We start from the raw sequence: 13,574 nt of genomic DNA on the forward strand, positions 1-13,574 counted from the left end.
GAGCGCCGCCGTGGCCGGCCATTACAGCCGATGCTCCTTCGCGAGCATCAGCACACGCGCCCAGCGCTGCGCATCGCGCCGGTCCATCATCGGCAACTTCCACTCGCTTCGCACTCCGTCGCGCACGCGCACGAGCAGATACCAGCGGCCGTCGCTCGGCTCGGCGTCGCAGCCGTCGAGCTGCGACAGCGTATAGCGGCCGTCCGCGCCGTCGTGCGACAGCCACAGCAGCCCTTGCGTCGCGGACACGCGCAATTCGCCCCATCCGCGCTGTTCGATATGGGTCCAGCCCGGCTCCCGCGTATTCGGTGCGATGTCGCGACGGCGCTTGAGCCACCACGCAATCAGCGCGATCACGGCGACGGCGGCGAGCACCGCGGCCGCGATCGCGACCGGCTGGCCGAACTGTGCGGCGATCACGTGAAACAGATGAACGGCCCCCCATCCGAGGGCGATGAGCGCAAACAGCGCAAGAAAAATCGGCATGTCGAATCGGAAATGAGAACGGGCCGGCGCAGCGCGCGCGGCCCGTTGCAGACGGCATCACCGGTGGCGGTGAATGTCGTGCGTGACGAAGCCTGCGTCGTTGACGGGCAGCGCGAGGCCGTCCTTGACCGCGAGCGTCTTGCGGATGTCGTCGAGACCCGCGGACCAGTGGTCGCGCATCGTCGACAGACCGAACTGGTAGTCCTTGTAGTGATGCTCGTAAGCCTTCTGCTGATAGATCAGATGTTGAACGTTGTACTTCTTGCCGCTCGACATCGCTTCGGCTTCGACGCACCACGGATCGTTCTTGCGCTGCGCTTCGGGCACCTGTTCGAGCACGTGCCGCAGCACGTTGCGAAAGCGCTGTTCGCGTTGCAGCGTATCGGTGACCAAACGCGTGCGGCTCGAATACTGCACGTCCTTCGTGCGTTCCGCGACGTCGGCCATCGTGCGCGGCAGCGGCCCGCGAGCGCTCCACAGATCGACCTGGAACGCGAGCGTGTCGCGGCGCGGATGCGCGCGCAGCACCTCCATCAGCGGCGTGTTCGACACGATGCCGCCGTCCCAGTAGTACTCGCCGTCGATCTCGACCGGCGGGAACGCCGGCGGCAATGCGCCGGACGCCATGAAGTGCTCGGGCTCGAGCCGGATGCGCGCGTTGTCGAAGTACACGAAGTTGCCGGTGCCGACGTTGACCGCGCCGACCGACACGCGCGTCTCGCCCGAGTTGATCCGGTCGAAGTCGCACAGCTTGAGCAGCGTCGCGCGCAGCGCGGACGTGTCGTACCAGCTGATCTTCTCCGGATGATCGGACACGCCGGGCAGCGGCGGCGGAAAGCGCGGCACGAAGAAGCCCTGCTGGCCCTGCATCATCGCGCTGGCGGCCTGCGATGCAGTGAAGAACGTGCGGATCTGGTCGATGCTGTTGAACAGCGCGAATTCGAATGCGGCCGGCATCGCGGGAAAGTACGCGGGCTGGCAGATCGTCTCCCAGAATTCGCGCAGCCGTTCGACGCGATGTTCGGGCGCGTTGCCCGCGATCAGCGCGGTATTGAGTGCGCCGATCGAGATGCCGGCGATCCAGTCGAGCGGAATGCCGGCCTCGTGCAGCCCTTCGAATACGCCGGCCTGGTAAGCGCCGAGCGCGCCGCCGCCCTGCAGGACGAGCGCGATCGTTTCGTATGGCAGCGACCGCGCCGTTGCCGGTGCACCGGCCTCGTGTCGCAGGTCCGTCGCATCGACGGCCTGCTTTTCTGTACGCGCGTGCGGTTTCATCAGTTGCTCCGGGAAATCCGCCGTCGACGGCGGGGATGAACGGAGCGACGTCGACCGACGCGCTCCGTTGCGAGAATAAGCCGTGGTTCGCGATGCGCCTCCGTTCCGGAGGCGCGCAAGGCGCGCGACGTTATTGCATGAACCAGCCGTGGCTGACGACGAACGACTGGCCGGTGAGCGCGGCGCTCGGGAACGCCGACAGGAACAGCACCGTCTGCGCGACGTCCTGCACCGTCGTGAACACGCCGTCCACCGTGTTGCCGAGCATCACCTTCTTCACCACTTCTTCCTCGCTGATGCCGAGCTCCTTCGCCTGCTCCGGAATCTGCTTGTCGACCAGCGGCGTGCGCACGAAGCCCGGACACACCACATGCGAGCGCACGTTGTGCTTCGCGCCTTCCTTGGCCAGCACGCGCGCGAGCCCCAGCAGCCCATGCTTGGCCGTCACGTACGCCGACTTCAGCGGCGACGCCTCGTGCGAGTGCACCGAGCCCATGTAGATGACGACGCCGCCGCGATCGTCCTTGTACATGTGCTTGAGCGCAGCCTTGGTCGTGAGGAACGCGCCGTCGACGTGAATCGCCTGCATCTTCTTCCAGTCGGCGAACGAGTAGTTCTCGATCGGGTTGACGATCTGGATGCCCGCGTTCGACACCAGGATGTCGACCGAGCCGAACGTCTCGGCGACCTTGTCGATGCCGCTGTTCACCGCGTCCTCGCTGGTGACGTCCATCGCGACGCCGATCGCCTTGCCGCCGGCCTTGTTGATCTCGTCGGCCACCGCGTTCGCGCCGTCCTGGTTCAGGTCGGCGATCGCGACGGCCGCGCCGGCCTTCGCCAGCTCCAGCGCGATTTCCTTGCCGATGCCGCTCGCGGCGCCCGTGACGACTGCGGTCTTGCCATTCAGGTTGCTCATTTCGAATTTCCCGTGGTGAAGGATGGACAGGGGAGGCCCCTGGGACGTGCTGGTTACTGAGCCAGATAATCGTAGACGACTTCGCCGAGCCCGAGCGTCAGATCGGCGACGATGTGACGAGCCTCGACGATCTCGAGCACCGGCAGGTCGGCCACCGGCGCCAGCGCGTGCGGCGCCAGCTCGAGCGACGCGGGGCCGGTCCACGCGCCTTTCATCTTGATGTCCTGCAGGTAGTAGCGCACCAGTTCGCACACGCGCGCGGAGCCGTCGACGTGCGGGATGATCTTCAGCAGGAAGTTCGGGCCGGCGAGACGCTTCATCTGCTCGTCGAGGTCGAGTTCCTTGTGCTTGTAGCCCATCGTGCCGGTCGCGACGCGCACCTTGCCGTAGTCGAGCGTGCCCAGGATGTGATCGGTGTTCACGTGCAGCGTCGGCGACGCGAGTTTCTTCGGAAAGCCCCACAGTTCGCGGCCGCCGGCGATCGGCGGATGATCGTCGAGATACATCGCGAGCGTGTAGCCGCCGGCCTGCCCGTTGTATTCGACCGGAATCACCTGGCCGCTTTCGGTGTAGTCGCCGAAGCCGGTCGAATCGGCCATGCGGATGAATTCGTAATGCACGAGCGGCTCGGCAATCTGTAGCGGCTCCGGGACGACCGCGCGCAAGCGCTCGGGATCGGTGCGGTACGTGATGATCACGAACTCACGGTCGACGAAACGATACGGGCCCATCGGAAAGGCCGGGCTGGTCAACGGCATCGCAAACGCTTTGGATCGGACATCGCTGGGCTTCATGCGGACTCCTTGTTGTCGAGCGCTACGTGGATGAGTGGGCCTAATCGTATGCCTGTGCGTTGCCGTTGTGCGATGCCGCATCGGGAATTAATTGTTGCCGATTTCGGATCCGTTGCGGCGTAAATGTTGAGATGAGTGAGTTGAACCACGGCGATCGCCCGCGATGGCCGCATTTCCGGGGCACGCAGCGATGCCGCGATATGAAAAAGGTGAGTATTTACGGGAAGGTAGGTGAGCCTTCGCGGGCGAAGGCGGCGCGGGAATATGTCAATTGTGTGAACTCTGGCTGCGGTGCACGTTCTAAGTGCGTTCGCGCGCGGGCCGCTTCGGCTGCCGTCGCCGCGCGTTAACGATCACTTAAGCGAGTGAGCACTAGCATCGTTCGCATCCGACCGGCGCGCCGGTCTCCCCATCGGCCCACACCTGACCGGATTCATGCAGAACCTCAATCTCACCCTGTTCGACGCCATCAATGCCGGCGCGGCGCCGCACCCCGCGGTGGCGCGCGTCGCCTTTTTCGCCGCCGACTGGCTCGTTTATGCACTGCCTGCGATGCTGCTGCTGACGTGGATCTTCGGCGAGCGCCCGACGCGGCGGCAGGCCATCGAAGCCGGCGCCGGCGCGTGCGTGGCGCTGGCGCTCGCGCAGGTGGTCGGGCATTTCTGGTTTTCGCCGCGGCCGTTCATGGTCGGCGTCGGTACGCAGCTGATTCCGCATGCGCCGGACAGCTCGTTTCCGAGCGATCACATGACGTTTGCATGGAGCCTCGCGGCCGGCATGCTGCTGGCCGGTACGACGCGGCTCACCGGGTTCGTGATGGCCGCGATGGCCGTCGCGATCGCGTGGGGGCGCGTGTACGTGGGCGTTCACTGGCCCTACGACATGGTCGGCGGCGTGCTGGTGGGCACCGCCGGCGCGCTGGCTGCGCACCTGTACGGTTACCGGGCCGTCGATCTGCTCGAACGCATCGGCGACGCTGTGCACGCGGTCATGATGGGGCGCGAGCGCACGCCGTGAGCGGGCTGCGGCGCGCGGGAAGCGCCGGCTGCCGACGTCAACCGGGCGTCTTGGCCGTGTCGACCGACGCCGACGTGCCGCCGCCCGCTTCGTGCAGTTCGGGCGTTTCGCCCGTGTGTCGGGCGGCGTCGCGTTCGAGCGAACTTTCCTTGAGGATCGCGCACATCGCGACGAACAGCGCGAGCGCAACGGCCGCCAGGCCGCAATAGCCGGCGATCTTCAGGTGGCGAAGGAAAGGCGAAGCGGGGTTTGCTTTTGTCATGACCGGGCGCTCCTGGGCGGACTGCGGCGGCTGTCGCGCGACAGCGGCGTCGCAGACATACATATATACCAGCCGCGGCGCCGATGCCAAGCCCGCTGCGCGAAAGCCCCCGTTGCGTCAGTCTTCCAGCGTTTCATGCACGGCCGCTGCGCCGCGCTTCCAGTATGCGGCCGCGCGGATGCGCGACTTGTCGATCCCGCGCTCGCCGCTCAGATGCTGACGCACCGCGCGCATCGATTGCGCTTCGCCTGCGGCCCACACGTATCCATCGCCGGAGGACGGCAGCGGCAGCTCGCGCACCGCATTCAGCAGCGCATCGCCGTCGGTTGTGTCGGTTGTGTCGGCTTCGGCGCGAAAGCGCCAGATTTCGTGCACGTCGGCACGCGTGTCGAACGCGATTTGCGCGGTGCGATCGGCCACTTCCAGCACCATCGCCACGCGCGCGCCGGCCGGCAACTCCTCGAGGCGGCGTGCGACGGCCGGCAGCGCCGTGTCGTCGCCGATCAACAGATGCCAGTCGAAGTCGGTCGGCACGACGAACGAGCCGCGCGGCCCGCCGATACCGAGCCACTGGCCGACGCGTGCCTGCGCTGCCCATTGCGATGCGGGGCCTGGATGGTTCAGCACGAACTCCAGGTCGAGTTCGCAGGCGGCGCGGTCGAAGCGGCGCGGCGTGAAATCGCGCGCGACCGGTTTCGGCTCGCCTGCCGGGAATTCCGGGCCGTTCGCGCCGAGCGTCGGCAGCGCCGGTCGCTCCGCGCCGGGCGGCGGGAAAAACACCTTCACGTGGTCGTCGAACGACGACGATTCGAAATCCGCGAGGTCGGCGCCGCCGAGCGTGACGCGCAGCAGGTGCGGCGTGATCGCACGCACGCGCACGACTTGCAGCAAGCGGAGTTTGAGCGGATGGCGCACGCGGGTCACGGTGCGCTCCGGTGTGTTCTGTATCAATCCGTGCTCCTGATGGTTTGTGGTGGTGCGGCATGGGTTACGCGCCGCTGCCGCCTTCGATTTCGGCCGTCGCGCGGCGCATGATCGCTGCGATGCGACGCTGCTCGTCGGCGTCGGCGGCGCTCTTGTGCAGCAGCGCGCGCTTCAGTGCCAAGCGAGCCGCGACGAATTCCGGCAGCCAGCCGGCTTGTGCATCGTCCGCTGCTTCGCTGCCCGCCGATTCGCCGGCGAACGCACGCCGCATGAATTCCATCTTGCGGGCGAGGTGCGTGAGACGCGCGAACAACGTGTCGACCCGTTCGCGCTGCGCCTCGAGATGCGCGCGGCCGGCGTCCGTCAGCGCGTAGCGTTTGCGGTTGCCTTCTGCTTGCGAGACGACGAAGCCGACTTCCTCGAGATAGGTCAGCGCCGGATAGACCATGCCGGGGCTCGGGCTGTAGAAGCCGTTCGAGCGCGTGTCGAGCGCCTTGATGAGTTCGTAGCCGTGGCTCGGTTGTTCGGCGACCAGCGCGAGCAACAGCAGTTGAAGGTCGTCGGAGCTGAACTGGCGGCCGCGCGGCATGCCGTCGTCACCGAAATCGCCAAAGCCGCCGCGTCCGCCACGGCCGCCGAACGGGCCGCCGCCGAAGGGATCGTGGCCGCGGCGATGACGGCCGATCGCGTGCCGCAGGCTGGCGAACCACTCGAGGCCGGGATGATGGCCGTGGCCGCGGCAGCGGGCGTCGCCATCGAAAGGGGTGTGTCGCATGATCGTGTCCTATGTGTCGGAAAACATATCTAAAGATATATATCGAAAGATAGGGTGTCAAGGGTGGGATTTGGGGTTGGATGGGTTTGAAGGGTGGGGCTCCACGAATGGGGCTGCTCCTCGCCTATTGATGTAAGGAATTGCAGCGCCGCGGCGCGCGACTTTACGCGTGCCGGTTGCCCTCGCATTCGTGCCGAGTGCAGGGAGGTCGCTTGCCGTGTCGCTCGCGTGCTGGCCGACCGCGATTGCGCATCGTCCGGACGCGATCGCGCCGAAGCCGCTCGGCCGCGACCGTGGCGTTCGCATTGACCGCCGTACTGCCATACCGATGGTTGTCGATAATTCGCCGACTGCCGTCGCCAACTGTTCGGCGCATCCGATACTCATCCCGTCTGACCCATACGAATCCATGCGATGAACACGAGTGCGGCTCTCTCGGCCGCGATGTGATCGACCAAATTCGATGTCTCGTTGGCCATGGTCCAAAACGCGGCCAAACGCAGCCCTTAGCGCACGCATTTCGCGAGCACCAGACCGTTCGCGATACCGCCCATCGCATTTCTCACTACTAAGATTCCGCCGCCGATCCGTGGTCGAGACAATCCGCTCCGTACGCAATTTTGCGTGCATTCAATTCGACAAAAGTTACGGATAGGAAAATGAAAAAGATTTTGGCAGCAGCGGCGCTCGCCGCAGTTTCGGCATCGACGTTTGCGGCGGCGACCCCGGGCACGATCCGGTTCCAGGGCGAGATCGTCGCCGGCGCATGCGGCATCAGCCAGGAAACGCTCGACCAGACCGTGTCGCTCGGTCAGGTTCCGTCGCACGTGTTCAAGAAGGTCGGCGATCGTTCGGAGGCGAAGAATTTCAACATCGTGCTCACCGACTGCGATACGTCGACGCAGACCAACGCGTTCTTCACGTTCACGGGCGCGTCCGACGCCACCAACGCAGACCTGATCGCCACGACCGGCAGCGCGAGCAACGTCGGCATTCGCCTGCAGGCGGGCGCGAACGATTACCTGAAGAACGGCACCGAGCAGTCGTCCCCGGTTGTGCTGTCGAAGAGCGGCAACACCGTGACGTTCGGCGCGATGTATGAGGCGACGGCCGCAGCGGTCACGCCGGGTATCGCGAACGCGGTCGCCAACTTCACCGTGCGCTACCAGTAATCGCCGGGAGCTCCTGGGGGGAGCTCGGCTCCCCCCGTTCCACGCATTCGTCCGGCTGATCAATGTGAACACCCCCCGTCGCCTTCTCGGCATCCTCGTCACCTGCCTGCTGACCGCCAAAACCGCGCACGCCACCGAATTCAACGCCGACTTTCTGGATGTCGACGGTGCGAAGGACGTCGACCTCGCGCAGTTCACGCACGCCGACTACACGGTGCCCGGCACCTATTTGCTGGACGTGGTCGTCAACGGCAGGCTGCTGGCGGCGCGTGCCATCGACTATGTCCCGGGCAACCAGCTCGGCACCAGCGTCGCTTGCGTGCCGGCCGACCTCGTCGCGCAGATCGGCCTCAAGCAGACGTTGCTCGCCACGCTGCCGCGCACGTACGACGGCCGCTGCATCGACCTGCTTGCGATCGACGGCGCATCGGTGCGGCACGACCGCGCATCCGCGCGCCTGCGGATCGCGATTCCGCAGATTGCGTTCGAATACAGCGATCCCGACTACATACCGCCCGCCGCATGGAGCGACGGGATCCCCGGCGCGTTGCTCGACTATCGCGTGATCGGCAACACGTCGCACGGTCACGGCACGCATTCGAGCACGGTGCAAAGCTATGGAACGATCGGCGCCAATGCCGGCGCATGGCGCTTGCGCGGCGACTATCAAGCGCAGCTCTCGTCCGGCGGCAACGCAAACTTCGGCGGCAGCTCCAAGACGTTCCAGTTCAACCGGCTATACGCGTTCCGGGCGTTTCCGCAGATTCGCTCGACGGTATCGCTCGGACAGAGCTATCTGAATTCCGACATCTTCGACACGTTCGCGCTCGACGGCGCGACGCTGCAGAGCGACGACCGCATGCTGCCGCCCGGCATGCGCGGCTATGCGCCGCTGATCACGGGTGTCGCGCATTCCAACGCGACGGTGACGGTGTCGCAGCAGGGGCGCGTGCTGTATGCGACCCGCGTGCCGGCCGGTGCGTTCGCGTTGCAGGACTTTTCCGCGAGCGTGCAGGGCACGCTCGACGTGACCGTGCAGGAAGAAGACGGCAGCGAGCAGCGCTTCACGGTGCAGAGCGCGGCCGTGCCGTTCCTCGCGCGCGCAGGTGAATTGCGTTACCGCACGGCGGTCGGCAAGCCGCGGCTGTTCGGCGGCGCGGGTATCGATCCCGCATTCGGTTTCGTGGAAGCCGCATATGGCTTGCCGCACGAGATCACGATCTACGGCGGGGCGCTCGGTGCGTCGGGTTATGCGGCGCTCGCGTTCGGCGTCGGCAAGAATCTCGGCGCGTTCGGCGCGGTGTCGGCCGACGTGACGACGGTGCGCGCCCGGCTGTGGTGGAGCGGTGAAACGCGCGTCGGCCGCTCGTATCGCTTCAACTATTCGAAGCACTTCGATTCGATCGATTCGGATGTGCGCTTTTTCGGCTATCGGTTCTCCGATCGCACCTACACGTCGTTTCCGCAGTATTTCGGCGATCCGACTGCCGCTGGCCTCGCGCCCGGCAAGCAGCGCTACTCGATCAGCCTCGCGAAGCGCGTGATGGACGTGTCGACGTTCGTGTCCTACGACCATACGAGCTACTGGAATCGCCCGTCGGACGAGCGGATCGGCGTGACGGCCGCGACGACCGTGCGGATCGGTTCGCTGCGCAACGTCTCGCTGAACCTGTCGGCGTACCGCACGCGCGGTGGCGGCGGCAGCGGCAACCAGCTGTTCGTGTCGGCGACGATTCCGTTCGGTTCGCGCCAGACGGTCACGACCAGCGTCGCATCGACCAGCGGCGGCGGCACGAACGTGACGGCCGGCTATATCGGCGGCACCGACAAGGGGCTCTCCTATTCGCTGTACGCGGGGACGACCAACGGCGCCGCATCGGCGAGCGGCAATCTGCGCAAGCAGTTCAGCTCGATCATCGCGAACGTGCAGGCGGCAGCCAATACGCGCTCGAACACGTCCGCGTCGATCGAACTCGATGGCTCGTTCGTCGCGACGCAGCACGGCGTGACCGCGCATGCGAACAGCTACAACGGCGATACGCGCCTGCTGCTGTCCACCGACGGCGTGCCGGACGTGCCGTTCTCGGGCACGCAGGCGAGTTCCGACGCGCGCGGCTACGCGGTGATCGGCGCGGTATCGCCGTTCAGCACGTTCGACGCGCGGGTCAACACCAATCGTGCGTCGTTGCAGACGACCGTGTCGAACCCGGTGCAGCGCGTCGTCCTGACCGACGGCGCGATCGGCTACGTGCATTTCGATACGACGCACGGCCGGAACGCGCTCGTCGTGCTGCGCTTGCCGTCAGGCAAGGACGCGCCGTTCGGCGCATCGGTGGTCGACCGTCGCACCGGCAAGGAAGTCGGCATCGTCGGCGAACACGGCGTGACCTATCTGACCGGTGTACGCAAGGACGCCGAGCTGGTGGTGCGCGTGGTCGACCGCGACATCTGCCGGCTTCCCGTCCTTCCTAAATCGATGACGCTCGGCGCCGATCCGGTTCCACTCGATTGCGCCGAGCCCGACACACTTTCCCGGAGATAAATGATGAATTCGAACCCGTTGATGCGGCTCGCGGCCGCCGTCGGCGTGACGATGCTGATCGCGGCTGCGACCGTGCATGCGGCCGTCGTGCCCGACCGTACGCGCGTGATCTACGACGGCGATGCGCAGTGGCAGAGCGTGACCGTGGCAAACAAGAGCGAGAAGTACCCGTACGTCGTCCAGTCGTGGATCGAGGACGAGCACGGCAAGAAGATCACGTCGCCGTTCATGGTGCTGCCGCCGCTGCAGCGGATCGAGCCGACGGAGCGCAACGTGTTGCGAATCGTCCGGTTGCCGGGCGATGCACTGCCGAGCGATCGCGAGTCGGTGTTCTATCTGAACATCCGCGAGATTCCGCCGAAAACGGATGCCGTCAATGCGCTGCAGATCGCGCTGCATTCGAAGCTGAAGCTGTTCTATCGCCCGAAGGGGCTGCAGCCGGCGGCGGACGAAGATCCGACGCTGCCGATGACGGTGCGTCTCGATCCGTCGACGCACAGGCTCGTGCTGGACAACCCCACGCCGTATCACGTCACGGTGGTCAAGCTGTTCGCCGGGGAGAGCAAGACACCGCTGAAGTTCGGTGGCCTGATGGTGGCGCCGATGTCGGCCGCGACCACCGACGTGGCAGGCCCGCTGCCGACAACGCTGTCGGTCGTGCACATCAACGACTCCGGCGGCGAAACCGCCGTCAGGTACGCGTGCGATGCATCCGCTTGCCGGAGCCAACCGAAATGAGCGCGGCGATTTCGCGCCGCGGCGTGCGTGCCCGTCTCATCGGGCTGTTCTCGCGCGCAATGTTGCTGCTCGGCTGCCTGGTCGTCGCGCAATCCGCGTGGGCCGTCCGGTGCGTGACGAGCGACGGAGTCGACCGGTTCGTCCAGCCGATCGGCTCCGTGCAGACCTATCCGATCAACGCACCCGACGGCTATGTGATCTGGATCTCGCCGACGCGCACGACCACCGGCTACTGTTACAAGGATCTTGGCGGCGAGTCGCTGACGTTCGACGATCCGATTTCGTTCTACGCGAACCCGAACGGCGAGAGCCCGCTGGCGTGGGGGCTCGAGATTGGCATCCGCTATCGCGGCGTCGACTATTTCGGGGCGGGCAACCAACCGGGCACGGGGGTGCCGACCGGAATCGTCGTGCCGCCCTGTAGCCGTCGGGATTTTAATAAGTTGGGGGGATGCCCGAGGATTCCGGTCAGCATCACGTATCAGGTCGTCATCAGGAAGGCGGGGACGTGGGTGGGGATTCCGCAGGACAGCTATGCGGCGTTCCAGTTCGACGGCGTGAAGGGGATCAATGCGCGCAACACGAGCTTCCGGTACACCCTGAGCGGAATGCAAAACCTGAAGCCGTCACCCTGCGTCGTCGACGTGACCGTGACGCCCGAGCCGGGCCTCGTCGATTTCGGGAAAGTGAAGGCGACCCCGACGGGTTTTTCTCCGGAGACGCCGACTCAACCGTTCTCGCTTGCGCTGGACAAGCGGCAATGCGACACGCCTGTGAAGATTCAGGGGTACTTCGACACGCCGAATCCGGTGCAGGGCAACGTCGTCCTGCCGTCAGCCGACAGCGGCTTCGGCGTCGAGATTCTCGACCGCAACGGGCGCCAGGTGCCGCTGCGCGAGCCGTTCGATCTTGCGAACTTCTCGGCGACACAAGCGCGTATCGACGTGCCGATGAGCGCGGTGCTGAGGTCGTTGGGGACACCGAAGATCGGTCCGTTCACCGTGACGGCGACGGTGCAGATTCTCTACGATTGAGGTCGTCGGACACCGCGGAACGCGTCGCTCGCGCTGCGGGTGGTGAAGACGACGAAAGCGGTCTCTTCGTTATCCGCAGCGCGAGCGCCGGCTTGCCTCCCACGTCGGCGACGCACTTCCGCACGTGGCAACTGAGGACGGTACGCGCGTCCATCGTGTTCCCGACGTTCCGACGCCGGCTTTCTTTCGACTACGTCGACGTCTACCGCAGCAAATCCCAGTCGCTGCTCGGCTACCGGCTGCCCGGCAGCCAATCAACACTCCGCCGATACGCATCGGGCCGCTCCAGCCCATTTCGCCCAGTCCGCCGCGACACATAAATATAAAGCATGCCAGGCATGCGAAGTATGTATTTTTCCTATGCTTCGCACGCACCTACATTGTCGATATTCGATCCCTTTCGAGAGAACAGCGATGAATCCGACAAGGCCAGGCACGACGGCGGGCCACAGCCGACAAAATCTCGCCGACAAGATTCGGCAGTTCACCCCGAACTGGTTCGCGATGACGATGGGCAACGGAATCGTATTCCTCGTCCTTGCCGGATTGCCGTGGCACTTCGCAGGGCAGATGGCGTTGGCCCATACGCTGTGGGTGGCCGACAGCGCGCTCTACATGGTGTTTGCCGGCATGCTGTTGGCGCGCTGGATCTTCTATCCGGAAACGATCCGCCCGATGCTGCATCACCCGCTGCAGTCGATGTTCCTCGGCGCCGTGCCGATGGGGCTCGCGCCGATCATCAACGGACTGGTCATGTTCGCCGGCTCGCATGCGGGCGAAGCGGCGAGCCAACTGGCCTACGGCTTGTGGTGCGTCGATGCGGTACTGGCGCTCGCCGTCGCAGTCGGCGTGCCGTACATGATGTTCACCGCGCAGGACCATGCGTTCGAGCGCATCACGGCCGTGTTGTTGCTGCCGATCGTCGCGCCTGAAGTGGCGGCGTCGAGCGCCGCCGTCCTCGCGCCGCATGTCGACGCACACACCGCGCGCTTCCTGGTGGCCGCCGGTTACGTGCTGTGGGCCGTGTCGGTGCCGCTCGCGTTTTCCGTGCTGACGGTCGTGTTCTTCCGGTTGGTGATCCACAAGCTGCCGCATCGCGATCTCGGTCCGTCGAGCTGGCTGACGCTCGGGCCGATCGGAACGGGCGCGCTGGGCCTGCTCGCTCTCGGCCACGTCGCGCCCGACGCGTTCGCCGGCACGGCATTCGAGGCGACCGCGCTCGTCGCGCGCGAGATCGGCGTGATCGGCGGCTTGCTGCTCTGGGGCACCGGCCTGTGGTGGCTCGCCACGGCGATGCTGTTCACGCTGCGGTATTCCCGCGACGGGCTGCCGTTCAATCTCGGATGGTGGGGCTTCACGTTCCCGCTCGGCGTCTACACCGTCGTGACGTTCAGTCTCTATCGGACCACGGGCTTTGCCGCGTTCGCCGTGCTCGGGATGGCGCTGGCGGCGCTGCTCGGCAGCCTCTGGTTGATCGTGCTGTCCCGCACGCTGCGCGGCCTCGCCCGCGGCGAACTGTTTCACGCCCCGTGTCTCGTCGTCCGCGCGCAGCCCGCGCTCGGTTGAACCCGTCGTCGAACCGCTGCCGCCGGCGGCACGTGCAACACGCGGCCGGTCGCAGCGCAGCTTTCCATCCGCG

13 protein-coding genes are annotated in these 13,574 nt (G+C 65.8%); 6 read left to right on the forward strand and 7 right to left on the reverse strand.

What is annotated here, in order from left to right:
- Window positions 1-21 precede the first annotated feature (21 nt).
- From AK36_RS09655 to AK36_RS09670, 4 genes are all read right to left on the reverse strand, one after another.
- On the reverse strand, window positions 22-486 hold the full coding sequence (locus AK36_RS09655) for a hypothetical protein (RefSeq protein WP_011881122.1): 465 nt from the start codon (window positions 484-486) through the stop codon (window positions 22-24).
- A 57-nt stretch (window positions 487-543) separates the two neighbouring features.
- Window positions 544-1,761, reverse strand: a complete 1,218-nt coding sequence (locus AK36_RS09660) for a DUF3734 domain-containing protein (protein WP_014724249.1) — start codon at window positions 1,759-1,761, stop codon at window positions 544-546.
- Window positions 1,762-1,891: 130 nt separating this feature from the next.
- Window positions 1,892-2,677 (reverse strand): 3-hydroxybutyrate dehydrogenase, encoded by a 786-nt coding sequence (locus tag AK36_RS09665; RefSeq protein WP_011881120.1) that lies wholly within the window; start codon window positions 2,675-2,677, stop codon window positions 1,892-1,894.
- Between the two features lie 53 nt (window positions 2,678-2,730).
- Entirely contained in the window at window positions 2,731-3,471 is a 741-nt protein-coding gene (locus AK36_RS09670) for an acetoacetate decarboxylase (protein ID WP_011881119.1), read from the reverse strand.
- A gap of 435 nt (window positions 3,472-3,906) precedes the next feature.
- Here AK36_RS09670 and AK36_RS09675 point away from each other — a divergent pair, with 435 nt between their 5' ends.
- The gene (locus tag AK36_RS09675) at window positions 3,907-4,488 is read left to right on the forward strand and encodes an undecaprenyl-diphosphatase (RefSeq protein ID WP_011881118.1); all 582 of its coding nucleotides are present in this window, start codon (window positions 3,907-3,909) and stop codon (window positions 4,486-4,488) included.
- Between the two features lie 37 nt (window positions 4,489-4,525).
- On the opposite strand, the gene AK36_RS09680 is transcribed toward AK36_RS09675, so the two are convergent.
- The 3 genes from AK36_RS09680 to AK36_RS09690 all read right to left on the reverse strand — a co-directional run bounded on the left by AK36_RS09680 (window position 4,526) and on the right by AK36_RS09690 (window position 6,449).
- Window positions 4,526-4,750 (reverse strand): hypothetical protein, encoded by a 225-nt coding sequence (locus AK36_RS09680; protein WP_045578482.1) that lies wholly within the window; start codon window positions 4,748-4,750, stop codon window positions 4,526-4,528.
- A 117-nt stretch (window positions 4,751-4,867) separates the two neighbouring features.
- On the reverse strand, window positions 4,868-5,701 hold the full coding sequence (locus AK36_RS09685) for a siderophore-interacting protein (protein ID WP_174479783.1): 834 nt from the start codon (window positions 5,699-5,701) through the stop codon (window positions 4,868-4,870).
- 37 nt (window positions 5,702-5,738) lie between these two features.
- Window positions 5,739-6,449 carry a PadR family transcriptional regulator gene (locus AK36_RS09690; RefSeq protein WP_034193433.1) on the reverse strand — a complete coding sequence of 237 codons (711 nt, stop codon included), beginning with the start codon at window positions 6,447-6,449 and terminating at the stop codon, window positions 5,739-5,741.
- 659 nt (window positions 6,450-7,108) lie between these two features.
- Here AK36_RS09690 and AK36_RS09695 point away from each other — a divergent pair.
- From AK36_RS09695 to AK36_RS09715, 5 genes are all read left to right on the forward strand, one after another.
- Entirely contained in the window at window positions 7,109-7,621 is a 513-nt protein-coding gene (locus tag AK36_RS09695) for a fimbrial protein (protein WP_011881114.1), read from the forward strand.
- A gap of 64 nt (window positions 7,622-7,685) precedes the next feature.
- Window positions 7,686-10,163, forward strand: coding sequence for a fimbria/pilus outer membrane usher protein (locus AK36_RS09700; RefSeq protein ID WP_045578362.1), 2,478 nt, complete (start codon window positions 7,686-7,688; stop codon window positions 10,161-10,163).
- On the forward strand, window positions 10,164-10,901 hold the full coding sequence (locus tag AK36_RS09705; protein WP_045578363.1) for a fimbrial biogenesis chaperone: 738 nt from the start codon (window positions 10,164-10,166) through the stop codon (window positions 10,899-10,901). It abuts the gene before it with no gap.
- A complete protein-coding gene (locus AK36_RS09710) occupies window positions 10,898-11,935 on the forward strand; it encodes a fimbrial protein (RefSeq protein WP_011881111.1) in 1,038 nt (345 codons plus the stop codon). The genes AK36_RS09705 and AK36_RS09710 overlap by 4 nt, the downstream gene beginning before the upstream one ends.
- Window positions 11,936-12,349: 414 nt before the next feature.
- Window positions 12,350-13,501 carry a TDT family transporter gene (locus AK36_RS09715; RefSeq protein WP_045578364.1) on the forward strand — a complete coding sequence of 384 codons (1,152 nt, stop codon included), beginning with the start codon at window positions 12,350-12,352 and terminating at the stop codon, window positions 13,499-13,501.
- Window positions 13,502-13,574: the final 73 nt, after the last annotated feature.

It is taken from the genome of Burkholderia vietnamiensis LMG 10929 (assembly GCF_000959445.1).
Lineage (GTDB): Bacteria > Pseudomonadota > Gammaproteobacteria > Burkholderiales > Burkholderiaceae > Burkholderia > Burkholderia vietnamiensis.

Bases quoted from the DNA above. Each gene is read 5' to 3' on its own strand.
- AK36_RS09655 (WP_011881122.1), bottom strand. From the start codon at position 486: ATGCCGATTTTTCTTGCGCTGTTTGCGCTCATCGCCCTCGGATGGGGG.
- AK36_RS09660 (WP_014724249.1), bottom strand. From the start codon at position 1,761: ATGAAACCGCACGCGCGTACAGAAAAGCAGGCCGTCGATGCGACGGAC.
- AK36_RS09665 (WP_011881120.1), bottom strand. From the start codon at position 2,677: ATGAGCAACCTGAATGGCAAGACCGCAGTCGTCACGGGCGCCGCGAGC.
- AK36_RS09670 (WP_011881119.1), bottom strand. From the start codon at position 3,471: ATGAAGCCCAGCGATGTCCGATCCAAAGCGTTTGCGATGCCGTTGACC.
- AK36_RS09675 (WP_011881118.1), top strand. From the start codon at position 3,907: ATGCAGAACCTCAATCTCACCCTGTTCGACGCCATCAATGCCGGCGCG.
- AK36_RS09680 (WP_045578482.1), bottom strand. From the start codon at position 4,750: ATGACAAAAGCAAACCCCGCTTCGCCTTTCCTTCGCCACCTGAAGATC.
- AK36_RS09690 (WP_034193433.1), bottom strand. From the start codon at position 6,449: ATGCGACACACCCCTTTCGATGGCGACGCCCGCTGCCGCGGCCACGGC.
- AK36_RS09695 (WP_011881114.1), top strand. From the start codon at position 7,109: ATGAAAAAGATTTTGGCAGCAGCGGCGCTCGCCGCAGTTTCGGCATCG.
- AK36_RS09705 (WP_045578363.1), top strand. From the start codon at position 10,164: ATGATGAATTCGAACCCGTTGATGCGGCTCGCGGCCGCCGTCGGCGTG.
- AK36_RS09710 (WP_011881111.1), top strand. From the start codon at position 10,898: ATGAGCGCGGCGATTTCGCGCCGCGGCGTGCGTGCCCGTCTCATCGGG.
- AK36_RS09715 (WP_045578364.1), top strand. From the start codon at position 12,350: ATGAATCCGACAAGGCCAGGCACGACGGCGGGCCACAGCCGACAAAAT.